The organism is Algoriphagus antarcticus (assembly GCF_002150685.1).
In the GTDB taxonomy this organism is placed as follows: Bacteria; Bacteroidota; Bacteroidia; order Cytophagales; family Cyclobacteriaceae; genus Algoriphagus; species Algoriphagus antarcticus.
Map to the genome: position 1 here is coordinate 1 of NZ_MSSW01000096.1, position 23,867 is coordinate 23,867.

Sequence of the window (23,867 nt, forward strand, 5' to 3'; positions counted from 1 at the left end):
CCGTTAGCTGCAACCTGTGAGGACAGTGCAAACAAGAAACTGACTGCAAGAAACGAACAGAAAAAAAATCAAACGCTATGCAATATTTAATGACAGGTATAGAACTTCATCCCGACAAAGGTTTTGGAATTACTGCCGATGCTTATTACAAAAGTGCTGAACATTTACAGGCAAATCATTTTGAACATTACGACTCAACTCAACAAGCTGAATTGCCCCAAAACTTTTTGTACAGACATACAATTGAGTTGTATTTGAAGTCGCTTATTATAATATTTCACCGTAAGTTGAAGATTAATTATGGAACTGTTCCATTTGACAGCGAGGAACCAGAAATATATACTGACGGAGTTTGGCTGAAATTATACAGTTGTCATTTCATTGATAAACTTTACGAGTATTGGTTAAACAAGCTCCTACTGCCAAACATTAATTTACTTAATGAAAAGGCACCGAAAGGTGATTGGCAGGAAACAAAAAAAATTACAGACTTGTTTCCAATCATTTGCAAATACGACCAAGACAGCTCTTACTTTCGTTACCCAATTACTAAAAATAGTTCGCTTGACAACAAAAAATATACAATGCAAAAATTCAAGGCGGACACTCTTAGAGGATTTATAAAGGAAATTCAAGAACAAAAAACATCACCGACCAAAGGAACTTTTACAATGTTGCTTATTGACGATGATGACAACATCGTTGAAGCTTTCAAGCAAGTTGAAAATATTTTATCTGATGTCAGAGATGCCTTGAAAGAGGTTGCGTTTTATTTTCATTGTATTCATATTATGACAAGAATAACACTATGTGGAGGAATGTAAATCGCCTTGAACAAACTGACTGCAAACCTACACCGATAGCGCTTCGTGACGGGATTCGGGCAGTAGCTAAAAGCACCTACAAAAAATTGGCGGTTCAGTGGTTAAATGAAGCTTTGTGCTTCGTATCAAGTTTTGTGGTGGCAGACAGTTCAGTGCTTCGAAATCTGCTTCTTCGCCAAGTGCCAAACCGTTACAAGCAATGCTATGACAGACTACGAACTTAAAAATATCGACTCCGAAGACATTGAAGACCTACTTGTAAAAGTTGAGACTTCGTTTGATATCAAGTTCGTTGGTGACGAATTGGTTCATATCAAGACCTTTGGAGAATTTTGCGACCATATTACAAACAAAATTCAGCTTGACAATTCAGACAACTGTACAAGCCAACAAGCATTTTACAAACTACGTGAGTCAATTTCATCGACACTTCAAATTGATAATAAAACAATCTCGACAGACTTTCCTCTTACTGAGCTTTTACCACGTCAAAGCAGGCGTTCAAGAACAAAGAAATTGGAAAAGCATTTAGGTTTTAAACTCAACATTTTACGACCACCGCATTGGGTGACGGGGACTCTTGCAATTTTGCTTCTGGCATCTCTCGTTGGACTCTTCTTTAATTGGCAAATCGGACTTTTAGGACTTGCGTTTTCTATCTCTGGACTTTGGTTCACAAATAAAATCGGAAACGAACTTGACTTGCAAACGGTTGGACAAGTAGCCGAAAAAATGACTCGAGAAAATTATTTAAAATCAAGACGAAACCCAAAGACATTTAATAAAAGTGAAATTGAAAAAGTGTTGACTGACTGGTTTAGCAACGACTTGGACTTAGACAAAAGTAAATTAACAAGAGAAGCGAAATTTGTATGACGACAGAAAGAAGCACAGCTTGTAACAGGCGTTTGGCAAAAAAGCGGGCTCAGTGGTTAAATGAAGCTTTGTGCTTCGTATCAAGTTCAGTGCTGGCAGACAGTTTAGTGCTTCGAAATCCGCTTCTTCGCCAAGCGCCAAACTGTTAGAGGTAATTTTCTCATCATAGCGAAAAATCATTTATTCGATATAAAAAAATAAAAATATAGTATTAAATTTGTAAAGTAAAATTATGAAAGTTTATAATAGAAATTTAAAGAAAAGTTATCGTGAATAAAAAACAATTATTAGGAGTAATCACATTAGTATTATTGACAATCTCTTGTTCTTCAGATGATAATAATGCAGAATTGACAACACAACTAGAAGGAAGTTTGGAAATCCGCTCAATTGAAGATTTAGAAGACCCAGCTATCCAACAGTATAAGATAATTAATGGAAATTTAATTATCAATTATACAGATGATGTAGAAGACTTAAGTAAATTAGAAAATTTAGAAAAAATTAATGGTGGTATATTTATTAAGTACAATGATAACTTGAAATCTTTACAAGGTTTAGAAAATATTATAGAATTAGATTTTTTGGAAATTGAATATAATCGAGAACTTACGTCATTATCTGGTCTCACTAGCTTAACTAATGTTTCTAATGGGGTAAGCATTGTAAAAAATAGTATTTTGGAAAATTTAAATTATTTAAAGAGTCTAACTAATATTGGCACCCAATTTTTTCTTTCTAACAATAAATCATTAACCAACTTAAATGGACTAGAAAATTTAGAGCAAATCCCTCAGATAATAATTCTGAATAATATTAATTTAATTAATATTAATGGTTTAGAAGGAATCACTTCTTCTGATAACATTGGAATTTTTTCCAACAATTCATTGACTGATTTTTGTTCTTTAGTAGTATTTGCGCAAGAAAATAGCCAAACGATATTATTTTCAGCTGGATTCAACAGCTATAATCCTTCTTTAAATGACTTAGTTAATAATAATTGTTCTAACTAAAACAAACTATTGCCAACAACATATATAGCTCATAGCTAGTTAGTTGTTTATTCGAAGTTAAGGTGTATTTGCAAGTCCGCCAAATTTTTAAATTTGGCTTATTGAGTAAAAAAGGTAATAGGAAAAATTTAAAAATTCGGCTCGTGCTAATCCGAAAGTGATTTAATAATTTGCACGCTACGAGCCATATACAAACCCGTTGTTTTTTTAAGTTTTCTCGGAAATGTTGGTTTTCCTCACCAACGAACAGCTAGTTTACCCTAAAGGTGTCTCATACTTATTTTCTGTATAAACAGCCCTCAACTTAATTGATGTGTGCGGCGAAGAACCTAGTTTCGATTAATCAACCCTAGGCTGGGAGATTACATTCTTGTGAAAAGGCTAACGTTTTAGCCAAACAGTTCCAGCTTATAATTGTCCCTCGGCAAATGCCTGTAGGAGATCTTATTTTCTTTAACATTCAGAGCGCTTAAGGTGTTTGATCTGTGGTTTTGTTCCTCAACCAACTCACAAACCATCAAATTCAAGCAAAAAAAAGTTACCCATGACAAGCAGATTAGATCTAAGACCAATCATTAAGACTAAAGAGTTTGAGAACAGTACAGATGAAGAAAAGTTTCAGACACTCACGCTACGCCCTATTCTAAAACTTCAAAATCAGCTTTTAATTCAGCTTTTCAAAAATCATATCTCTGAATCTAAGAACTCTTATTATTCTTTATCCCCTGAAAACAAAGTTCTCTTTATAGAAAACAGCCTGCAGAAAAACATCGTGTTAAAGAACAAACTGATTGGGGTCACCCTTGGCATGCTTACCCTTGACGAGTTAGCCGTCTACAGCACAGATACCAACCTGTACAATAAACGGATCATGAGCCTTATCATTGAGCGAATCAGGAGTCAAATCCGCATCCTTTAGAAATTTCTACCTAAGACTTCACTTGAGTCAATTTGAAAATTGTGATTTCAGAGCGATCCATTCTCTTTACAAAATCCAAAACTTCCTAGATTGATTTAAAATTATAATGGGAGTAAATGCCTTCGTGTTTATTTGATTGTTGCCTTCAATAATGCCTATGAGAATAATCGCGATCCTATTGAGAATTTGCCCGCTTCTCACTTTCGGACAGGCGAATGAAGCGATTAATGAAAAGGCCAACAAATTAAATGGAACTTGGATGCTTGAACGATATGAACGTGATTCACTCGAACGACCTCAAGAGATTCTAAATAGGACATTCGTAGAGAAAACCTTTATTAAGAACCACCTGACCAAAAAGGAAGAGTCGGAAAGTGGATATGTGATGGAATTTTCATTTGACTTTAATGGCCAAAGTTTTCAACAGGAATATTTTGAATATAGACCGAAGAAACATGAGGACGATTGGATAGAGATTAATACCGACTCACCTTTTCTTGAATTCAAGATTAAGAATGATGAAGTTTATATTCATATGACCTAATGATGAAAGAAGGAAAAGCGGAAATCGTCACTTAACTGCTGATTCTCTAGAACTTCTGGACGAATATGGAATTCGTAGAACTTTTAAGCGAATACAATAAACGCCATATAAAAATAGCTATGAACAGCATGAAAGGTTAGTTCTTTCTAATCCGCACTGACCATAGAAATGAGGTAGACCCGGTAGCGGATATAACACATTGCGCTATACTTTATAAATCCCTTACTCACATAAATTTATTCTCTAACAAACGATTTTGTTCCATTATCCGTTAACTTTAGAGCATTGAAAAAGAGAGAAGCCTGATTTTTTATAAAGAGCATTTCAATGACTTTTTCACCAGACTACCAGAGTAAGTAAAGGGTAAAATTGATGAAGTCCTTTATCTAATTACGGTGCTTGAAAGAATCCCAGGCAAATTTTTCGCTCATAGGACAGGTTGCGATGGTCTCTACGAAATTAGAGTGGAGTTTAGCAGCAATATTTAGCGCATATTTTGCTGTTTCGACGAAGGGAATTTAATTGTGCTTTTCAATGGCTTTCAAAAAAAATCACAAAAGACACCCCAGAAAGAAATAGATAAAGCGCTTAAAATCAAAGAGGAGTACTTTAATGAAAAAAATAAACACTATGGAAAATAATGATTCAATAACAACCTTTGAACAACATTTGGAAAAAAGGTACGGAGAGTCAGGCACGGAAAATAGAATGGTATTTGAAGCCAAGGCGAAGGCATTTGCAATTGGTGAACTTATTAAAAATGAGAGAAGACTTGCCGAGATGACTCAGGAACAACTTGCCGAGAAAACAGGAACAAAAAAAAGCTTTATATCCAGAATTGAAAATGGGAAAAGTGATATTCAACTATCAACTCTATACAGAATATTGGAAATAGGTTTAGGAAAGAGAATTTCCTTGACGATAAAATAAAAGCGCAGCACAACATCACCTTGGATACAGCTGAAGGGATCGGGTACTTATGAAAATCAATATCTTAAAGAAGATAGAAGAAAGCTTGAAATAAAAGGCTCCGAATGCCCGCGGTCTCCATGCAGAACCCTTAGGAGGTAATTAAGAAAACATGAAAAATCAATGTTAGGAATTGTAATCATATTGGCTGTTTCTTGGATCCTACTTTATCTAATCGAAAAGAAAAGTATTTTGGCACTGGGCTTCTTACCAATTTTAAAAAGACTAACCCAATTTGCAGGTGGTTTTTTGTTTACAGCTGTTCTTTGCGTAGGAATTCAAACATTAGAAATACTGTTGCAATCTTCAGAATGGCATCTAAATGGGGGTTTTAGTGCCTACCAATTTTTTGATAGTCTGAGGTGGGATTTTATTTCTGTGTTGACCGAAGAATTGGTCTTTCGAGGCGCTTTGCTAGTTATCTTAATAAATAGACTTGGGGCAGGAAAAGCTATTTTAATTTCAGCTATTGCATTTGGGATTTACCATTGGTTTTCGTTTGGGATTTTTGGAAATGTGGTTCCGATGTTTTTTGTTTTCATAGGCACAGGATTTATGGGTTATGCTTGGGCATTGGCATTCGCAAAAACCAATTCTATTTTTATTGCTCTCGGGCTACATTTAGGTTGGAATTTCACATTCAACACGATTTTTTCTCATGGTCCGTTAGGAGAGGGGTTGCTGATCTCAACAGGTGGAAATGCGATAAGCGATTGGTTTTCTTTAGTAGGCCTATGGCTTGTTCCAGTAATTGTTTTTCTTGTTGTAAAATATTTTGTTCCTTCAGAAAGTCGCGAGATTAGACAGGAGAAAGTAAAAACGACAGCCGACATCCTATAAAAAATACGAGTATTCGTAATCTTACACGTAGCAAAATTAAGTATGGCTTTTACTTTGAATAAAATCCCCCTGGCCCCCTTTGATAAGGAGGAATGGCCTAAATTGAACATTATCCATTGATGCTAAGAACGTACGTGCAACATATCGGATATACATATAAAAGAATAATCCCAGCATGAATAGACGACCTTTTCTCAAAAACTTGACCCTGCTCGGAAGCGGTTTGGTCACCTTGCCAATGGCGGGCTATCCAGTATCGCTTTCTAAAACTCAGTACGAGGAAGCATTTCTACCCGTGTTTAAATTCATCACCGCTTCAGACGGTCATTTTGGGCAACCTGAAACTGATTTTAAAACTTCCCACCAAAACCTGATTGAAGGGATCAAACGTGAATCTGATGTGGACTTGGTCGTCTTCAATGGGGATTTGATTCATGATGATCCAGGCTTTATGCCGGAAGTGAAAAAAGTCTATGACCAGTTGTTACCCTTGCCTTATTATGTAGCGAAAGGAAATCACGATAAAGTATCCGAATCCAGATGGCTTGAAATCTGGGGTCAATCTTCCAATACATTTTTTACAGTCAAGGATCATTACGGCATGATTATTCTCAACTCTTCCAATGAGGCTGGAGATTACTTATGTGTGGATCTGGATTTTTTACGAACAGCTTTAGCCGAAACACAACCCCTGAAGCAGGTATTCATTTTTATCCATATCTCGCAAAAAGACTGGACTAGACATGGAGTGGATTGCCAGGGAGTTCTTGATCTCATTGCTAGCTATCCAAATGTGAAAGCAACTTTCCATGGACATGATCATGATGTGGATGGTATTAGTTGGAGTCAAAAAAAGCCGTACTTCTGGTCGGGACATTTTGGCGGAAGTTGGGGGAATCCCTTTCCGAGCTATCGCGTCTGCGAAGTAGATGAACAGGGAAAAACTAGAACAGCTTTAAAACGGATTTCAGACGGCGTGATTTTGAATGCACATCAAATTTAAAGTCTATGGCTCTTTCCATAACCTTTCCATTTTAGATCTTTCAGGCTTGTTTTGAGTAGGATGAGGTGAATGTTTAAAAATGGATGGAATGGATTTCCTTCCATAAACACCTAGATTTAGGTACTTTAAAGGGAAATTTTCTTTTGCTATGGCTAACTATAAACTTGAAATAAACGATATAGCTTACGAGGTGGACGTTGATGAGGGCACTTCCCTTCTTTGGGTGATTCGTGAGCATTTGGGACTTACAGGCACCAAGTACGGATGTGGGATAGCTCAATGTGGGGCTTGCACCATTCATATAGATAAAACTCCTATGAGAGCTTGCGTGCTTCAAGTCCAAGATTTTTCGGAGGGACAAAAAATCAGAACGATTGAAGGACTCTCAGAAAATGGTGACCATCCACTACAAAAAGCTTGGATAGCATCTCAGGCGCCGCAATGTGGCTATTGTCAATCGGGTCAAATCATGCAAGCTGCCGCGCTATTGGAAGAAAACCCAAACCCCAGTAGAGAAGAAATCAAATCAAAGATGAACGGAATCCTCTGTCGCTGCGGAACATATCTTCGCGTCATCAAAGCCATTGAAATGGTTGCCAAAAACGAAATCCCATCAAACAGTTAAGGCTATGAAAAAATCATCAACATATAGCCGAAGAGATTTTCTAAAATCATCTGGAGGAATAGCTCTTTTTGTAGGTGCTTCGGGAATTTTGCCTCAGTTGGTTTCCTGTTCCAGTCCTGAGGAAATCGAAAAAGTCCTTGAAAAACATGAGGTCACAGCTTGGGTAAAACTTAGTGAAAATGGCGATATCACCATTTTTAATCCAGCTTCAGAAATGGGACAGGGTTCGATGACCTCCTTACCCATGCTTTTTGCCGAAGAAATGGATGCCGACTGGAGCAAAGTTTCCGTAGAGTTTTCTCCCCAAGAATCTGAGATTTATGGTTCACCCGGCTGGTCACCCGGTACTAAGATGATGTTCACGGTAGGTAGTCGAACGACCAACAGTTATTATACTACTATGCGTACAGCGGGTGCTCAAGCTAGATATGTATTACTTCACAGTGCTGCTAGCCATTGGGATCTGCCTATTGCTGAACTCAGTACTAAAAAAAGCAAGGTAGTCCATGAAAAATCTAACAAGGAAATCAGTTACGGGGAATTGGTTTCTTTTTTGCAAATGCCAGCCAGCCTTCCTGAATTTTCAGAGGGTCAGCTTAAAGATCCCAGTGATTTTCAACTAGTGGGAAAAAATATTCAACGGACTGATATTCCGGAAAAAGTAACTGGACAAGCTAAATTCTCAATAGATATTCGGCTTCCGGATATGCTTTTTGGAGTAATTGAAAGAGGGAACCTACACGGGTCAAAACCTACTCTTTTGAATGAACCTGAAATATCAGCATCTAAAGGCGTATTGAAAATCATCCCGTTGGATTATGGTATTGGTGTGGTAGCCAATTCTTTGGAGGAAGCTTTGGCAGCAAAGAAAAAACTCGCTATAGCTTGGAGTGAATCCAAAGCCTCAGATCATCAATCACAGGAAATCTATGGTAGCTATGAAAAAATAGCGGCTAGCAAAGATCCAGGAAGGGTGCTTACTGAAAAAGGAAATGTAAAACAGGCTCATAGGTTGGCAGCCAAAACCTTTACTTCAGATTTTAAAAACGATTACGTCTACCATGCTCAAATGGAGCCTTTGAATGCGGTCATTAAAGTATCCGGGGATCTAGGAAGTGCAGAAGTATGGGTAGGAAGTCAGCAAGGTTTCGATACCAAACTTGGTGTTCCCGAAATACTCGGAATTCCGCCTGAAAATGTGACTATTCACCTCCAATATTTAGGCGGAGGATTCGGAAGGAGAAGCATGAATGATTTTGTGGAGGAATGTGCAATTCTAGCAAAGGAAATGGCTCCATGCCCGGTAAAGTTGTTTTGGACCAGAGAGGATGATATGACTTATGGGGCTTTTCGGCCATTATCTCTTCAACGGTTAACTGCGAGCACAGACGCACAAGGAAATCTTACAGGTTTTTCGCATGTAGTAGTTGGCGATGGAGGAGGTCTGGTAGCAAGTGGTGTACAAAACGATCATTACGACATACCGAATCAATTTGCAGAATGGAGAGAAGCCAGCAATGGAATTCGGATAAAGCACTGGAGGTCTGTGGGCCATGGCCCCAATAAATTTGCGATCGAATGCATGCTGGATGAAATCGCCAAAGACCAAGGAAAAGATCCACTTCAATTTAGGAAGAGGCTGATGAAAAATTCTCCTCGGGCGTTAGCAACTTTAGTAAAAGTGGAGGAGCTTTCTCAATGGAATAAAACTACTGCATCAGATCGCGCCAAAGGAGTAGCATTTGTGGAACATGGATCACTCGGTTCCGGAGTATGTGAAATATCAGTGGATCGAGACTCTGGCAAAATCACTGTTCATAATTTCTGGATAGCTCTAGATGCAGGAGTGATCATCCATCCGGACAATGTAAAGGCTCAAATGGAAGGTGGAATTATCATGGGGATAAGCAGCGCGCTGAAGGAGCAAATCACCATAGTTGATGGCAAAGTGCAGCAATCTAATTTTCATGAATACGAGCTACTCCGGATGGAAGATGTACCGGATGACATCGAGACATTTTTGATTTCTTCAAATTCGCATCCTGAAGGTGTCGGAGAAACAGCCACTCCGATGGTTGCTTGTGCTATTGCCAATGCATTTTTGACTTTGACCGGGAAAAAATTAAGACATCTTCCCTTTACACCAGAGCGGGTTTTGGAGGTATTGAGAAGTTAGGCAAATTAGAAACTTAGCCACCCTAATAGGGAATGGTACAGGTAGATGCTTGTATTTGATAGTATCAGTTTTTGTAAGATAAAGTGGCTTTATTCGATTCTAATGGCGGTTTATAATTCAAAAAATGTTGGTAAGTTTTTGTGGAAAGCTTAACCAAACTGTGATAATTATAAAAATATCGAATCCTTAGAAATGGGTACTAGAACATTTATTATGCGAATTGCAATTTTATTAATCTTTGTGCTTTTCCAGTCTTATGAAAGTAATGGCCAAACTTCACTTAAGGAAATTAACTTAGACAACGGAAAATATATAGTAGGATTTCGACACTATACTACTTCTGACAGTACAAGAACTTATAGTAGAACCTATGATTTCAGTAACAAAAAAATTGCAAGACCAATTCCAGTAAGTATATGGTATCCTTCTGAACAAAACACAGGAGATAAAAATCCAATGAAGATTTTGGATTATTTTCAAATCTTCAAAGAAGAAGAGGAATGGGAATATCTGCCAAACGAACAACTACTAAACTGGTTTTACTACTCCAATACACCTGCAAATCAAAATCACCTCAATGAGCAAACAAAAGCTTACTCTGAAATCGAATTTGCCAATGGTAAATTCCCTACCATAGTTTACGCACCAAGCCATCAAGCATCATCAATAGAGAACTTTGCGCTATGTGAATATTTAGCTAGCCACGGATACATTGTGATTTCAAGTCCAAGTCGAGGAACAGAAACACGTTGGTTTAGCAATAACAATGCAAAGGAAATGGAGACTCAAGCTAGAGATGTGGAGTTTTTGATAAAAGAGGTTGGTAAATTTCCGATAGCAAATTATAATAAATTCGCAGTCATGGGCTTTAGTTTTGGTGGTTTAGCAAATGTGATTGCCCAAAATCGAAACGAAAAAGTAAAGGCGATTGTCAGTCTCGACGGCACAGAAAGATATCAATATGCGCTATTAAAAGAATCCCCTTTCTTTAATATTGAAAAAATGGATGTTCCATACCTTCATATGGCACAGAAAGATATTCCAGAAAAAGTTCTCATAGAAGACAACATAGATGCTGAACTCAATACGAGATTTGAACTGTATGACAGTATACCTAAAAGCAAAGCTTACCGATTTAAATTCAATAATTTAACACATTCCTATTTCAGCACTTTAGGAATTCTATTCGCAGATAGAGATAAAAGACAAGACAAAAGCGATTCTGAAATAATGGAATCCTACAAATGGGCTTCGATTTATACTTTAAATTTTTTAAGTGCCTTTCTGGAAAATGACGATAAAGCATTAAAATTCATTGACAATAAGCCTTTTGATAATGGAGTTGGAAAGGGTTTGATAACTCAAAGAACTAATCAAACAGAAGGTCTAGTGTTCACTTTTCAGGATTTTAATGATTTAGCATCCAGCCAGAACTATCAGAGCCTTTCCCAACTATATAATTCGACTTTAAAACAGTATCCTTCATTTAAAATCGCTGAAGGCGACCTAAATACGCTTGGTCTGCAACTTGTTTTCAATCCGAACACTTCTGATCAAGGGATAAATATTTTTTTATTTGCAATAGAACTTTATCCAAATTCCGCAAATCTTTTTGATAGTCTGGCGGAGGGATATCTATTTAGTGGTAATAAAAGCAAGGCGATCGAAAATTTTAAAAAATCCTTAGAATTGAATTCGCAGAATAAAAATTCGATTGATAGATTGAAACAACTCAATGAATAAAGCCAACCTTTAATAATGTATATGAAAATAGCCGGTTCAGTAGTAGATTCTAAGGTCGTAGCCTGCAAAGCGTTCGTGTAACTTGGCAAGCAAGTGGCACTTAGTAGGCTACTTATTTTTATACTAAGCGTTGTCCCCTAAAAAAATAAAAAACCCATGAAAGCTGTACTTTTTGAGAAATATGGATCACCTAATAAGGTTCTTGAAATAAAAGATCTAGCCAAGCCTATTCCTAAAGCAAACGAAGTTCTAATAAAAATTTATGCTACTGCCGTCAATGATTATGACTGGAGTATTGTCAGAAGAAAAATTTTGTAATGGCAGAGAGTCAAAACATAGAATGGAAACAAAGTTGGAGAGATGAATATCTAAAATGGATATGTGGCTTTGCCAATGCTAGAGGTGGCAAAATCTTTATTGGTAAAGATGACAAGGGCAATGTGGTCGGTGTAGAAAAGTACAAACGCTTGATGGAAGACATTCCGAACAAAATCATAGCTGGTTTAGGTTTAGTCTGTGAAGTAAATATTCATCAGGAAGCGGACAAATACTATATAGAAATAGAAGTTCAACCTCATGATGTACCTATTTCTTTTCACGGGAAATACCATTACAGAAGTGGTAGTAGGAAACAAGAATTGCAAGGCACAGCACTCAATGAATTTTTACTTCGAAAAACTGGCAAAACTTGGGATGATGTAATAGAACCTTGTGCTACTTTTGAAGATATTGACGAAAAAGCAGTTGGATCCTTTAAAAGAGGGGCCTTTAAAAGTGGACGTTTACCACAGGTAGAAAATGAGAATGATATTCAACAGATTTTTGAGAATCTGCGACTCACAAAATACGGAAAACTAAAAAATTCTGCAGTATTGCTTTTTGGTAAAGATCCCAGAAATTTCTGTATTAATGCTTATGTTAAAATCGGAAAATTTGGGAAATCTGATAATGATTTATTGTCTCAAGAAGTTATAGAGGGAAATGCTTTTGAGTTGGCGAACCTAACGCTGGAAATACTGGATAAGAAGTATTTCAAAAAGTCGATTTCGTATGACGGGTTGCATAGAGTTGAGACTAACGAATATCCTTATGAAGCGATAAGAGAAACGCTTTTAAATGCTATTGTTCACCGTCAGTATATGGGAGCACCTATTCAAATCAGCCTTTATGATGATAAGATCATGGTTTGGAATTTTGGCACATTGCTAGAACCAATGACATTGGAAGATTTAAAACACAAACATGCTTCTCACCCTCGAAACCCAATTCTGGCGGATGTTTTCTTTAAAGGGGGCTTAATTGAATCTTGGGGAAGGGGAACTTTAAAAATTTTTGATGAGTGTAAATCTGCTGGGTTACCGACTCCTGAAATTGCAGAAATGACTGGTGGGATTGTTGTAACAATTTACAAAGACGTTTATAACCAAAAACATTTAAGCCGATATGAATTAAATGAACGCCAATTTGAAGCTTTGCTCTTATGGAAATCAAAGGCAGAAATAACGACCAGCCAGTATAAAGAGAAATTTGATGTATCAGATAGAACAGCACTTAGAGATTTAACAGAGCTTACTGAAATAGGATTGTTATACAAATCGGGAGAAAGAAAAACGACCAAATACATTTACAAAAATAGAATTGACGAATAAATGGCGGATAAAAAGATCAAATGGCGGATAAATGGCGGATAAAAACACAGCTCCCTTCTCAGCCATACATCCCGAAAGCATTCAGGACCTAGTCGCTCAAAGCCAAACTTATACCGCCACTTTGAGGGATCAAAGCGTATGGTTAACCAACGCACAGTGGTAAAACCATAGGGCAGTGATCCAAAAACCACTCTTTTCTCATACTGGCTGTAGCCCCTAAAAAAATAAAAAACCCATGAAAGCTGTACTTTTTGAGAAATATGGATTACCTAATAAGGTTCTTGAAATAAAAGATCTAGCCAAGCCTATTCCTAAAGCAAACGAAGTTCTAATAAAAATTTATGCTACTGCCGTCAATGATTATGACTGGAGTATTGTCAGAGGTAAGCCGTATCTGTATCGGCTGATGTTTGGGCTATTCAAACCAAAACATAGAATCGCTGGCATGGAACTGGCGGGTTTAGTTGAAGGTATTGGCTCTGATGTTAGGAAGTTAAAAGTTGGAGATGCAGTATTTGGCGATATATCAACTTATGGATTTGGGACTTTTTCAGAGTATATAAGTGTCCATGAGGATTCTGTACTTAAGAAACCTGAGGCATTGAGTTTTGAAGTAGCAACGGCTATTCCACATGCATCTGCTCTTGCTTTGCAAGCACTTAGAGATCTGGGAAAGATCAAGGAAGGACAGAAAATTTTAATAAACGGTGGCGGTGGCGGCGTTGGCACAATAGGACTTCAATTGGCAAAACTTAAAAATTGCGAGGTAACAGGAGTAGATTCGGCAGAGAAATTTGAGATGATGACTTCACTGGGTTATGACCAGCTGATAGATTATTACATGTACGATTTCACGAAATTGGGAGAACAGTATGATTTGATTTTAGATTGTAAAACCAACAAATCCCCGTTTTCCTATCTCAAGGCATTGAAGCCAAATGGTAACTATGTTACAATTGGTGGTAATCTGATCGACTTAATCAACTTACTATTTTGGAGTAAGCTTTTCTCCTTATTCTCCACGAAAAAACTTCAAATACTCAGCTTGAAGCCAAATGAAGGGTTGGATTATATAAGTGAATTGGTAATTCAGAAAAAAATTACCTGTCAAATTGATGGCCCTTATCCTTTGGAAGAAACTCCGAGATTAATTCAGTACTTTGGTGAATGGCATCACAAAGGAAAAATTGTAATTCGAGTGAACGCAGAGTGATAGTTAAAATGCTAAAAGTTACACTACATCTAGCGGAAAATTTTACTTTTAACACGTTATCTCTTCCATTTTTTGATAATTCAAATGTCCCTAATCCTTTCTTTAAATGAAAATATTTTACCCATATATCTTCAGGAAATGGTTTTTTCTTCCAGCGAAACACAGGTAAGCAAACAAATTTCTAAGCTGGAAAAAGCAGGGAAATTGCGAAAAATAGCTCCTCGAATATAACTTTGCCGATAGCCCAGAAATAATCATTAGACGCAACCTGTTCACCATTCTTGGAAAGTTATTTTCTAGCGCTATTCTTAGCCACAGGTCGGCGTTGGAATTTCAGCCTACATCTACAGGGCATATTTTTCTTCCATACACGTACACAAAAAAGATAAACCTGCCAGGTATTACACTTCGGTTTATGAAAGGTCATGCACCAATAGCTGGCGATAATCGCTTTTCTGGTGAGTTGTTTGCTTCGCAAATGGAAAGAGCATTATTGGAAAACTTCCAAATAAGCCGCCAACAAGGTCCTGAGTCAAAAACACATACCCTGCCTGAAATTGAAGAAAGATTAGAAGGCGTGGTCAGGGTGAAAAATGAAGCAGGATTAAATGAGTTGAGAGAAAATGCAAGAGTAATAGCTGACAAACTCGACATGAAAATAGAGTTTGAAAAATTGAATAAACTCATCAGTGCACTGCTTTCTACACATCCTTCAAAAATATGATCATCGCCGTTGGCTGTTGCAAGGGCATTTGGCAATCCTTATGACCCTTCAAGATTGCAATTGTTGGAGAAATTGTTTGTAGCATTAAAGCAACAGGAATTTGCAAACCTCCCTGAAAAAAATGCAATCGACCAATCGCTCCGCAACTTTGCTTTTTTTGAAGCCTATTTTTCCAATTACATAGAAGGGACAGAATTTGAACTGGAAGATGCAAGACGTATCATAGAAACAGATACCCCAGTGCCCACCCGTGAGGAAGATTCACATGATGTGATGGGAACATACAAACTTGTCAGTAATAAAACTGAAATGGGTATTATACCGACAAGCTCCGAACAACTATTGGAAATACTTTTATACCGACATAAAGTATTGTTGAATGCCAGGACATCCATGAACCCTGGTCAGTTTAAGGATAAAAACAACAGAGCTGGAGACACGTATTTTGTTGACCATAGTTAGGTCAAGGGTACTTTAGCAAAGGGTTTTGATTATTATCAAGCCTTAATGCATCCCTTTGCAAAAGCAATTTACCTGATGTTTTTGGTGAGTGAAGTGCATCCTTTCTTAGACGGTAACGGGCGTATTGCAAGAGTGATGATGAATGCAGAATTAGTAAGGGAAAATCAAGCAAAAAAAGTATTATCCCCACTGTTTATCGTGATGATTATGTGGGTGCATTAAGACGGCTTACCCGTCAAAATGACCCTTCTGCATACATCCGTATGATGCAAAGGGCATGGGAATTTAGTGCTACAATAATCGGTGAGGATATGAATACCATGGAAAAACATCTGGAAGCAAGTAATGCATTTAGAGAACATGATAAAGCTAAGCTGAAAATCATAGGATCATAAAATAATCCACGAACCAACAACACTGCCACCGCAAAAAAAAAACGCGGGAAACATCAGTGCTACTCAAGCTATAACACTTGCCGGCACGGTTGAGGATTAATTTATTATTTTGGTGTGCTGATAAGCATTACACCCAAACGATGTGGTACAGGCTCAAAAATACAAACGAACATAAAACAATGACAAATGAATAGAATTTTCATTCTGTTTGTACGCTTTTCTGCCAGTAAGCGAAATCTCTTTGGTCAACGGGTTGGAAGACCGATGACCGAAGTAAACCAGAATTCAATGTGTATTTGGACCTTCGATCCTATAAATTTTCTACTGGCAAGATTCTGCATAACCACAATCTTCATTTACTGAATATGAACTCAATTGCATTCATTGATACCGAGATTGAGCCAAAAAGCCGAAAAATTCTTGACATCGGAAGCGTCAAAGGTGATGGAAGTCTTTTTCACAAAACTTCGGTTTCCGAGTTTATTCAGTTTGTACACGGCACGCAATTCATTTGTGGACATAACATTTTCAACCACGATATAAAATACATCGGAAAAGCACTCTCTGATGCTGGAATAGAAGCAGCTAACGTTATAGATACGTTGTTTCTTTCTCCTTTGCTTTTTCCGACTAAACCTTATCACTCTTTATTAAAAGACGACAAGCTACAATCGGACGACACAAACAATCCTTTGAATGATTCAATCAAAGCGAAGGATTTACTCCATGATGAAATTGCGGCCTTCAAGCAAACTGACGAATCGGTAAAGCAAATTTTCTATTTGCTGCTGAATGACAAAAAGGAGTTCAATTCTTTTTTTCGTTTCATCGGATATAGGAGCGAAAGAAATGACCTCGGGAAACTGATTCAACAAAAGTTTGAAAATGAAATTTGTGGGCAAATTAGCTTAACAAGTATTGTTTCCGAGTCCCCGATTGAACTTGCGTACTGCTTATCCCTCATCAATTCTTTCATACACCACAAGAAAATCCACTCAATCACTCCTCCTTGGGTTCTGAAAAATTATCCGGAAGTAGAAAGAATAATGTTCCGTTTGCGAAACAAACCTTGCGTAAGCGGTTGTGTGTATTGCAACAACGCATTAAATATTCACAAAGGCTTAACAAGATTTTTCGGGTTTGATTCCTACAGAACTTACGGAGGAGAACCACTACAGGAGAAGGCTGTCATGGCCGCAGTTAACAATAAGTCAATCTTAGCCGTTTTTCCTACTGGTGGGGGCAAGTCAATTACTTTTCAAGTTCCGGCTTTGATGAGTGGTGAAGCTGCAAAAGGTCTTACGGTGGTCATCTCTCCATTGCAGTCGCTGATGAAGGATCAGGTGGATAACCTCGAAAAAATCGGAATTACAGAAGCTGTCACCATAAACGGGTTACTAGATCCAATCGAAAGAGCAAAATCATTTGAAAGGGTCGAAGATGGATCGGCATCCATCCTTTATATCTCACCTGAATCACTGCGTTCTCGCACCATTGAGCGGTTGATTTTGGGAAGAAAGATTGTTCGGTTTGTGATCGATGAGGCCCATTGCTTTTCATCTTGGGGGCAGGATTTCAGAGTAGATTATTTGTATATCGGTGATTTCATCAAGTCTATTCAGGAAAAGAAAAATTTGGAAGATGGAATTCCGGTTTCCTGTTTTACTGCCACGGCAAAGCAAAAAGTCATAGAAGATATTCGTGACTATTTCAAAGAAAAGCTTTCTCTCGACCTAGAACTCTTTACGTCAAAAGCATCAAGAACAAATCTTCAATACAAGGTTTTTGAAAAAGGAGACGAAGAAGAAAAGTATCAGGCCGCGTGAGATTTGATCGAAGAGAAAGACTGCCCGACTATCATCTATGTGTCACGAACGAGAAAGGCCTATCTGCTTGCAGAGCGGTTGACTACCGATGGTTTTGATGCTAAGCCATACCATGGAAAGATGGATAAACAGGAGAAGTCTGAAAACCAGGACGCTTTCATCAACGGTGATACGCAGATCATGGTAGCGACTTCTGCTTTCGGAATGGGCGTTGACAAGAAGGATGTGGGTATGGTGATTCACTATGAGATTTCTGATTCGCTGGAGAACTATGTGCAAGAAGCAGGAAGAGCTGGACGGGATGAAAGCATTGTAGCAGACTGTTTTGTGTTGTTTAACGAAGAAGACCTCAGTAAACATTTCATTTTGCTGAACCAAACCAAGCTATCCATAAAGGAGATTCAGCAGATATGGAAAGCCATAAAAGAGATTACTAGGTTTCGCTCCACTGTTTCTAACTCCGCTCTGGAGATCGCCCGCAAAGCAGGCTGGGATGATAATGTGGTAGAGATAGAAACTAGAGTCACCACTGCCATTGCAGCTTTAGAAGATGCTGGCTATTTGAAGCGAGGCCAAAATATGCCGAGGATTTTTGCGAATAGTATTCTTTCCAAAAATGCACAGGAAGCAATTGATAAAATCAATACTTCTGAAAGATTTGAGGAGAAGCAGAAAGAAAAAGGAGTCAGAATTATTAAGAAGCTTTTTTCTAGCAAAAGCAGGAAACAGGTGAATGAAGAATCAGCAGAAACAAGAATCGATTATATCAGCGATCATTTGGGAATTGTCAAGGAGGAAGTAATCAACATAATAAATCTTCTGCGGGAAGAAAAGATTTTGGCTGATGCAAAGGATTTGACAGCCTTCATCAAAAAGGGGGAAAACAAAAATCGCTCATTATCTATCTTGGAAGCATTCAGTAAACTTGAAAACTTTTTATTGCAAGAATTTGAAGAACAGGAAAAGATAGTTCACATCAAGGAACTGAACGAAAAAGCCGAGGTAAATGGCTGTGAAGATGTTAGCATCAGCAAGATTAAAACCATCATTAATTTTTGGGCAATTAAGCACTGGGTTAAACAACAAAACTTAGCGTATTCCAAGAATCATGTTGCGGTGCTTTGCCTGCATCCGAAAGAAATCCTGAAAGAAAAATTAGAGAAACGCTATGAGTTGGCAAAATTCATTGTTGAATTTCTATATCAAAAAAGCATCTTGAACAGCTCAGAAGGCGATTTTGCAAAAGAGGAAGTGTTGGTTGAGTTTTCGGTTCATGAAATGAAAGCAGCTTATGAGAACAGCCCAAGTCTTTTTAAGTTAAAAATCAGTATTGATGATATAGAAGACACCCTCTTTTATTTGTCAAGAATTAGTGCAATCAAAATTGAAGGAGGTTTTCTTGTTGTTTATAACCGATTGACCATAGATCGAGTGGAGCAAGACAACAAGAAGCGCTACACCAAGGAAGATTATCAGAAGCTGAATCACTTTTATGAGTCCAAGGTTCAGCAGATTCATATCGTCGGTGAATATGCCAAAATGATGATCACCGACTACAAGAATGCCTTGCAGTTTGTGGAAGATTACTTTCAATTAAACTATTCATCTTTTCTCAATAGATATTTCCCAGGCAGCAAGGCTGATGAGCTAAAACAAAGAATGACCCCGGCTAAATTCAAACAACTTTTTGGGGAACTTTCGGCTACGCAGTTGAAAATCATAAAGGACAATGAGACAAAACACATCGTCGTTGCCGCCGGCCCCGGAAGTGGGAAAACGAGAGTGCTGGTTCACAAACTTGCTTCATTGCTTCTGATGGAGGATGTAAAGCACGAACAATTGCTCATGGTTACTTTCTCAAGAGCAGCTGCAACGGAATTCAAAAAGCGATTGCTAAAGCTAATTGGCAATGCTGCCCACTATATCGAAATAAAAACTTTTCATTCCTTCTGCTTTGACCTATTGGGTAGAGTTGGGAATTTGGAAAAGGCCGATGGGATTTTGAAAAAGACAATAGAAAAAATCAAGAGCAAAGAAGTTGAAGCAAGCCGAATTACAAAAACTGTTTTAGTGATAGATGAGGCACAGGATATGGATGAAGATGAGTTCAATCTGATAATTGCTTTGATGGAACAGAATGAGGAGATGCGGGTGATCGCAGTAGGGGATGACGACCAAAATATCTATGGATTTAGAGGAGCAAGTTCAAAATACCTTGAAAAGTTTATCCAGGTCAACAGGGCGACCAAATATGAATTAGTTGAGAATTATAGAAGCAAAAGCAATCTTGTTGATTACACAAACCAGTTTGTGAAACAGATTAAGGATCGATTGAAAGACACACCTATAATTGCAAAGCAAACAGACCACGGTAAAATAAAATTGGTTCGCTATGAAAGCGACAACCTCATCACTCCACTTGTAAATGACCTACTCACGACAGGACTTGCGGGAACTTCATGTGTACTTACGAAGACAAATGAGGAAGCACTGCAAATCACAGGGCTTCTTTTGAACAATGGAATGAATGCAAAGCTGATCCAAACCAACGATGGGTTTAGCTTGTATAATCTTGCAGAGGTCAGATTTTTTTTAAACCAGCTAAACTTGGCCGATGATGTTTTTATAATCAGTGATGATGTCTGGGTCAATGCAAAAAGACAGCTAGTAAGTAAGTTTCAGAAAAGCAATAAACTAGAGCTCTGCAAAAATATTATTAAGGATTTTGAGGCTACCAACCACAAGAGAAAATACAAATCGGATTTAGAGACATTCATTCGGGAATCGAAGCTGGAAGATTTTTTCCATGAGAGTGGAGAAATTGTCTTTGTGTCAACAATTCACAAGGCAAAGGGCAGGGAGTTTGATCATGTCTTTCTGATGCTTGAGAATTTCAATGCAGTTACAGATGAAGCCAAACGGCAAGTTTATGTTGCCATGACTAGAGCCAAACAAAATTTGAGCATACATCTGAATTCCAGTTTCCTTGATACTTTTTCAGCTCAGAATTTGGAGCGAGTGGAGGATCAAGAAGTTCATTTGCCACCAAAAGGATTGGCATTACAGCTTTCACACAAGGATGTTTGGTTGGATTATTTCATAAACAGACAGTATTTAATCGGTCAAATGGTAAGTGGAGACTGGATGAATTTTAATGGTTCTGAATGTTTAAATTCTAGAGGGCAGGTCGTATTGAAGTTTTCTCAGCAGTTTATAAAGCAGATAGAAAGCTTGGAACAAAAGAAGTATGTATTGAAAAGTGCGAAAGTGAACTTCATTGTTTATTGGCTGAAAGAAGGAACTGAAAAGGAAGTTAAAATTATTTTACCGGAGCTTTACTTTGAGAAAAAGCCGAATGGAAATCAACAAGCCACTAATCCGCCAATCACTTACCTCAACTAGTATCCTAGAATGAAACTTATATCTTGCATCAAAATCCTTAACCCATGTGGTGGCAGTATGTCTTAGTCTTTCTTGGAGCATTATTATTTGATATAGTACCTTTTCCTTTCCCGCCTGCATTTACGATCATGGTTTTTTTGCAGATTGTATTTAAGCTAAACGAATGGTGGGTTATTGTAATTGGCGTAGCGGGATCAGTGCTAGGTAGATATATCCTACTCTTGTATGCGCCGATTCTTGCTGTTAGGTATTTGAAAGACTCGAAGAATAATGATATTCAGATCCTTGGAGAAAAAATGAAGATAAATAAATGGGCGGGGCAATTGATTGTGCTTTCCTATTCCTTGTTGCCGCTTCCCACCACCCCTTTGTTTTTGGGGGCTGGTATTTCAAAGTTGAATCCTATTTATATTATCCCAGCGTTTCTCATTGGTAAGTTTACCAGTGATTCAATCGCCATCCATGCAGGTGCATACGCTGTAGAAAATTCCCAGAACATTATTGATAATGCGTTTTCCTGGCAGTCTGTTGCAAGTTTAATGTTGGGATTGGTTCTCCTTTTTTGTCTCTTTTTCATCGACTGGCGAACATTGATTTATACTAAGAAATTGGTGTTTAACTTTAGAATACTGAAATAGATTTGGCTTAGCAATCATTTGAGGCATACTTATAACTGTCTAACTTCATATCCTAAATGATAAAAACCAAACTAAGTAAAAATTAGTAAACACATCGGCAAAGCTGAAATTGAGATTGTTTTATCTCGCCCTACTCTTAGCTTAACATTTATCAAAAATCTTAATTCCATCTTAAAGAAGATATGAGTGGTCGTGGTGAATTATAGGCATGTGAGCGCTGAAATAAATTAGAGACAAATACACAAACCAATCTACCCAACATCACTTCAAACAGGGGAATTCTAACCCAAGTACGTAAATCTATGATTCCCTACTGTTTTATATTCCTACCTCATTTTTTTTAAAAACTTAACTGTAGAATTTAATGACGATCTTTGAATGCCTCAAAGAGAACACTCCACTGCTAATTCAAAAACTCCATTAGAAAAGTACGGAAGTTTCATAGCGTAAATACCACTTCATTTATCCATTGGACACCGTGTCCAATTCTTAATTAAAAGGATTAAATAAAGAAGCAAAATGGCTACTAGAAAAAAATCAGTAGAACTCATAAATGCCAACGAGGAACTCGCTTTTCAAAACGAGGAAAAAGAAAAGCGCGCAGCAGAACTTGTAATTGCAAACAAAGAACTTGCTTTTCAAAACGGAGAAGAAGAGAAACGCATAGCGGAACTCGTTATTGCCAACAAAGAACTCGCTTTTCAAAACGAGGAAAAAAATAAGCGCGCAGCAGAACTCATCATTACCAACAAAGAGCTAGTTTTTCAAAAAGAGGAAAAGAAAAAAAGAGCTGTCGAATTAATCAATTCCAACAAGGAAGTAGACGAATTGGAAAAGCGTGTGAAAGAGCGCACCGAAGATTTAGAATCATTTTCATATTCAGTATCGCATGATTTACGTACACCGCTTCGTGTCATCAATGGCTACGCAAATATGTTGGAAGAAGATTACAGTAGCGTGCTTGATGCAGAAGGGAAAAGGTTTTTGGCTGAAGTAAGAAGTAATGCAAAAAAAATGGGGGTGCTGATAGATGATCTTCTTACATTTTCCAGATTGGGGCGACAAGGAATTAAAAAGTCAAGAGTAGATCTAAACAAGTTGATCGAAACTGTTCTTTCAGATATCAATCAGAGCTTTACCCACAAAGCCGAAATAAAATTTAGCAACTTGCTTCCCGCCGTTGCAGACTATAATTTATTGCATCAGGTATTCACCAACCTGCTTTCCAATGCCATCAAATATTCTTCAAAGAGAGAAAAGCCCCTGATAGAAATAAAATCGGAGCGTAAAAACGGGGAGCTTATTTATTCTGTCAGTGACAATGGAGTAGGATTTGATATGCACTATGTGCACAAATTATTCGGGGTGTTTCAGCGGCTTCATTCCAATGAAGAATTTTACGGCACAGGAGTAGGGCTTTCGATCGTACATCGCATTATTCATAAGCACGATGGAAAAGTATGGGCTGAAGGGAAAGAAGGGGAAGGTGCAACTTTCTTTTTTAGCTTACCCGATAGGAATGACATAAAGCACTAGAAACCCAAAAATTCTAGCAATCATGGAAAATGCTACAGTCGAAATACTACTCATAGAAGATAACATGAACGATGCAGAGCTGGCCATTCGTGCATTTCGCAAAGGCAATATTAATAACAGTCTCATCCATCTTAAAAATGGAGCCGACGCACTTGAGTTTCTATTTGGAACAGGAAAGTTTGAAGGCAGAGACATTAAAAATAAACCAAAAGTGATCCTACTCGATCTAAAAATGCCGAAAGTGGACGGGCTTGAAGTGCTGACGAAGATAAAGGCTAACGAAGTCACAAAAGCAATTCCTGTAGTGGTACTCACCTCTTCCAATGAGCATCCGGATATTGAACGCGCCTATTCGCTGGGTGCTAACAGCTATATTGTAAAGCCGGTTGAGTTCGATGAGTTTGCGAAAGTAGTTACAGACCTTGGTTTTTATTGGCTGCTGAAGAATCAACCTCCTGTTTGAACAAACACCCGAAAATCCTGACAA

Annotated in this window: 23 protein-coding genes and 1 pseudogene; all 24 read left to right on the top strand. The window is 37.8% G+C overall.

What is annotated here, in order from left to right; all coding sequences use genetic code 11:
- Positions 1 to 77: 77 nt before the first annotated feature.
- The 24 genes and pseudogenes from BVH04_RS23160 to BVH04_RS23255 all read left to right on the top strand — a co-directional run bounded on the left by BVH04_RS23160 (position 78) and on the right by BVH04_RS23255 (position 23,843).
- Positions 78 to 824: a hypothetical protein gene (locus tag BVH04_RS23160; protein WP_116116562.1), complete on the top strand. Its 747-nt coding sequence runs from the start codon at positions 78 to 80 to the stop codon at positions 822 to 824.
- A 204-nt stretch (positions 825 to 1,028) separates the two neighbouring features.
- Positions 1,029 to 1,700 (top strand): hypothetical protein, encoded by a 672-nt coding sequence (locus BVH04_RS23170; protein WP_086543845.1) that lies wholly within the window; start codon positions 1,029 to 1,031, stop codon positions 1,698 to 1,700.
- A gap of 269 nt (positions 1,701 to 1,969) precedes the next feature.
- Positions 1,970 to 2,716: a receptor L domain-containing protein gene (locus BVH04_RS23175; RefSeq protein WP_086543846.1), complete on the top strand. Its 747-nt coding sequence runs from the start codon at positions 1,970 to 1,972 to the stop codon at positions 2,714 to 2,716.
- A gap of 544 nt (positions 2,717 to 3,260) precedes the next feature.
- The gene (locus BVH04_RS23180; RefSeq protein WP_116116564.1) at positions 3,261 to 3,635 is read left to right on the top strand and encodes a glyoxalase; all 375 of its coding nucleotides are present in this window, start codon (positions 3,261 to 3,263) and stop codon (positions 3,633 to 3,635) included.
- A gap of 157 nt (positions 3,636 to 3,792) precedes the next feature.
- The gene (locus tag BVH04_RS23185) at positions 3,793 to 4,179 is read left to right on the top strand and encodes a hypothetical protein (protein ID WP_140160652.1); all 387 of its coding nucleotides are present in this window, start codon (positions 3,793 to 3,795) and stop codon (positions 4,177 to 4,179) included.
- 491 nt (positions 4,180 to 4,670) lie between these two features.
- Entirely contained in the window at positions 4,671 to 4,820 is a 150-nt protein-coding gene (locus BVH04_RS26275) for a type II toxin-antitoxin system RelE/ParE family toxin (protein ID WP_262481385.1), read from the top strand.
- Entirely contained in the window at positions 4,792 to 5,109 is a 318-nt protein-coding gene (locus tag BVH04_RS23195) for a helix-turn-helix domain-containing protein (protein WP_240511035.1), read from the top strand. Before BVH04_RS26275 ends, BVH04_RS23195 begins: the two co-directional genes overlap by 29 nt.
- Positions 5,110 to 5,271: 162 nt before the next feature.
- On the top strand, positions 5,272 to 5,988 hold the full coding sequence (locus BVH04_RS23200; protein WP_086543850.1) for a CPBP family intramembrane glutamic endopeptidase: 717 nt from the start codon (positions 5,272 to 5,274) through the stop codon (positions 5,986 to 5,988).
- A 175-nt stretch (positions 5,989 to 6,163) separates the two neighbouring features.
- Positions 6,164 to 6,991 (top strand): metallophosphoesterase family protein, encoded by an 828-nt coding sequence (locus tag BVH04_RS23205; protein ID WP_086543851.1) that lies wholly within the window; start codon positions 6,164 to 6,166, stop codon positions 6,989 to 6,991.
- A gap of 148 nt (positions 6,992 to 7,139) precedes the next feature.
- Positions 7,140 to 7,616 carry a (2Fe-2S)-binding protein gene (locus BVH04_RS23210; protein WP_086543852.1) on the top strand — a complete coding sequence of 159 codons (477 nt, stop codon included), beginning with the start codon at positions 7,140 to 7,142 and terminating at the stop codon, positions 7,614 to 7,616.
- 4 nt (positions 7,617 to 7,620) lie between these two features.
- On the top strand, positions 7,621 to 9,792 hold the full coding sequence (locus BVH04_RS23215) for a xanthine dehydrogenase family protein molybdopterin-binding subunit (protein ID WP_086543862.1): 2,172 nt from the start codon (positions 7,621 to 7,623) through the stop codon (positions 9,790 to 9,792).
- Between the two features lie 192 nt (positions 9,793 to 9,984).
- On the top strand, positions 9,985 to 11,535 hold the full coding sequence (locus BVH04_RS23220) for a prolyl oligopeptidase family serine peptidase (protein ID WP_240511036.1): 1,551 nt from the start codon (positions 9,985 to 9,987) through the stop codon (positions 11,533 to 11,535).
- A 156-nt stretch (positions 11,536 to 11,691) separates the two neighbouring features.
- A complete protein-coding gene (locus BVH04_RS25605) occupies positions 11,692 to 11,853 on the top strand; it encodes a hypothetical protein (RefSeq protein WP_169714497.1) in 162 nt (53 codons plus the stop codon).
- Positions 11,853 to 13,184: an ATP-binding protein gene (locus BVH04_RS23225; protein ID WP_086543854.1), complete on the top strand. Its 1,332-nt coding sequence runs from the start codon at positions 11,853 to 11,855 to the stop codon at positions 13,182 to 13,184. Before BVH04_RS25605 ends, BVH04_RS23225 begins: the two co-directional genes overlap by 1 nt.
- A 235-nt stretch (positions 13,185 to 13,419) precedes the next feature.
- The gene (locus BVH04_RS23230; RefSeq protein WP_086543855.1) at positions 13,420 to 14,397 is read left to right on the top strand and encodes an NAD(P)-dependent alcohol dehydrogenase; all 978 of its coding nucleotides are present in this window, start codon (positions 13,420 to 13,422) and stop codon (positions 14,395 to 14,397) included.
- Positions 14,398 to 14,812: 415 nt separating this feature from the next.
- On the top strand, positions 14,813 to 15,121 hold the full coding sequence (locus BVH04_RS25915; RefSeq protein ID WP_205635917.1) for a hypothetical protein: 309 nt from the start codon (positions 14,813 to 14,815) through the stop codon (positions 15,119 to 15,121).
- A gap of 9 nt (positions 15,122 to 15,130) precedes the next feature.
- Positions 15,131 to 15,583 (top strand): Fic family protein, encoded by a 453-nt coding sequence (locus BVH04_RS25920; protein WP_205635918.1) that lies wholly within the window; start codon positions 15,131 to 15,133, stop codon positions 15,581 to 15,583.
- A 30-nt stretch (positions 15,584 to 15,613) separates the two neighbouring features.
- Positions 15,614 to 15,805 (top strand): annotated as a pseudogene (locus BVH04_RS25925) (Fic family protein); the annotation flags it as partial.
- Positions 15,793 to 15,978, top strand: coding sequence for a hypothetical protein (locus BVH04_RS25930; RefSeq protein ID WP_205635920.1), 186 nt, complete (start codon positions 15,793 to 15,795; stop codon positions 15,976 to 15,978). The pseudogene BVH04_RS25925 and the gene BVH04_RS25930, both read left to right, overlap by 13 nt.
- A 365-nt stretch (positions 15,979 to 16,343) precedes the next feature.
- Positions 16,344 to 17,804, top strand: a complete 1,461-nt coding sequence (locus BVH04_RS26280; protein ID WP_240511037.1) for a DEAD/DEAH box helicase — start codon at positions 16,344 to 16,346, stop codon at positions 17,802 to 17,804.
- Positions 17,805 to 17,807: 3 nt separating this feature from the next.
- The gene (locus BVH04_RS23240) at positions 17,808 to 21,206 is read left to right on the top strand and encodes an ATP-dependent helicase (protein WP_240511038.1); all 3,399 of its coding nucleotides are present in this window, start codon (positions 17,808 to 17,810) and stop codon (positions 21,204 to 21,206) included.
- Positions 21,207 to 21,250: 44 nt separating this feature from the next.
- Positions 21,251 to 21,844, top strand: a complete 594-nt coding sequence (locus BVH04_RS23245; protein WP_086543856.1) for a hypothetical protein — start codon at positions 21,251 to 21,253, stop codon at positions 21,842 to 21,844.
- A gap of 519 nt (positions 21,845 to 22,363) precedes the next feature.
- On the top strand, positions 22,364 to 23,380 hold the full coding sequence (locus BVH04_RS23250) for a sensor histidine kinase (protein ID WP_086543857.1): 1,017 nt from the start codon (positions 22,364 to 22,366) through the stop codon (positions 23,378 to 23,380).
- Positions 23,381 to 23,402: 22 nt separating this feature from the next.
- The gene (locus BVH04_RS23255) at positions 23,403 to 23,843 is read left to right on the top strand and encodes a response regulator (protein ID WP_086543858.1); all 441 of its coding nucleotides are present in this window, start codon (positions 23,403 to 23,405) and stop codon (positions 23,841 to 23,843) included.
- The last annotated feature ends 24 nt before the right edge of the window (positions 23,844 to 23,867 follow it).

Bases quoted from the DNA above. Each gene is read 5' to 3' on its own strand.
- BVH04_RS26280 (WP_240511037.1), top strand. From the start codon at position 16,344: ATGAACTCAATTGCATTCATTGATACCGAGATTGAGCCAAAAAGCCGA.
- BVH04_RS23250 (WP_086543857.1), top strand. From the start codon at position 22,364: ATGGCTACTAGAAAAAAATCAGTAGAACTCATAAATGCCAACGAGGAA.
- BVH04_RS23220 (WP_240511036.1), top strand. From the start codon at position 9,985: ATGGGTACTAGAACATTTATTATGCGAATTGCAATTTTATTAATCTTT.
- BVH04_RS23210 (WP_086543852.1), top strand. From the start codon at position 7,140: ATGGCTAACTATAAACTTGAAATAAACGATATAGCTTACGAGGTGGAC.
- BVH04_RS23205 (WP_086543851.1), top strand. From the start codon at position 6,164: ATGAATAGACGACCTTTTCTCAAAAACTTGACCCTGCTCGGAAGCGGT.
- BVH04_RS25915 (WP_205635917.1), top strand. From the start codon at position 14,813: ATGAAAGGTCATGCACCAATAGCTGGCGATAATCGCTTTTCTGGTGAG.
- BVH04_RS23245 (WP_086543856.1), top strand. From the start codon at position 21,251: ATGTGGTGGCAGTATGTCTTAGTCTTTCTTGGAGCATTATTATTTGAT.
- BVH04_RS23180 (WP_116116564.1), top strand. From the start codon at position 3,261: ATGACAAGCAGATTAGATCTAAGACCAATCATTAAGACTAAAGAGTTT.
- BVH04_RS23160 (WP_116116562.1), top strand. From the start codon at position 78: ATGCAATATTTAATGACAGGTATAGAACTTCATCCCGACAAAGGTTTT.
- BVH04_RS23170 (WP_086543845.1), top strand. From the start codon at position 1,029: ATGACAGACTACGAACTTAAAAATATCGACTCCGAAGACATTGAAGAC.
- BVH04_RS23255 (WP_086543858.1), top strand. From the start codon at position 23,403: ATGGAAAATGCTACAGTCGAAATACTACTCATAGAAGATAACATGAAC.
- BVH04_RS25605 (WP_169714497.1), top strand. From the start codon at position 11,692: ATGAAAGCTGTACTTTTTGAGAAATATGGATCACCTAATAAGGTTCTT.
- BVH04_RS23185 (WP_140160652.1), top strand. From the start codon at position 3,793: ATGAGAATAATCGCGATCCTATTGAGAATTTGCCCGCTTCTCACTTTC.
- BVH04_RS23225 (WP_086543854.1), top strand. From the start codon at position 11,853: ATGGCAGAGAGTCAAAACATAGAATGGAAACAAAGTTGGAGAGATGAA.
- BVH04_RS23195 (WP_240511035.1), top strand. From the start codon at position 4,792: ATGAAAAAAATAAACACTATGGAAAATAATGATTCAATAACAACCTTT.
- BVH04_RS23230 (WP_086543855.1), top strand. From the start codon at position 13,420: ATGAAAGCTGTACTTTTTGAGAAATATGGATTACCTAATAAGGTTCTT.
- BVH04_RS23200 (WP_086543850.1), top strand. From the start codon at position 5,272: ATGTTAGGAATTGTAATCATATTGGCTGTTTCTTGGATCCTACTTTAT.
- BVH04_RS23215 (WP_086543862.1), top strand. From the start codon at position 7,621: ATGAAAAAATCATCAACATATAGCCGAAGAGATTTTCTAAAATCATCT.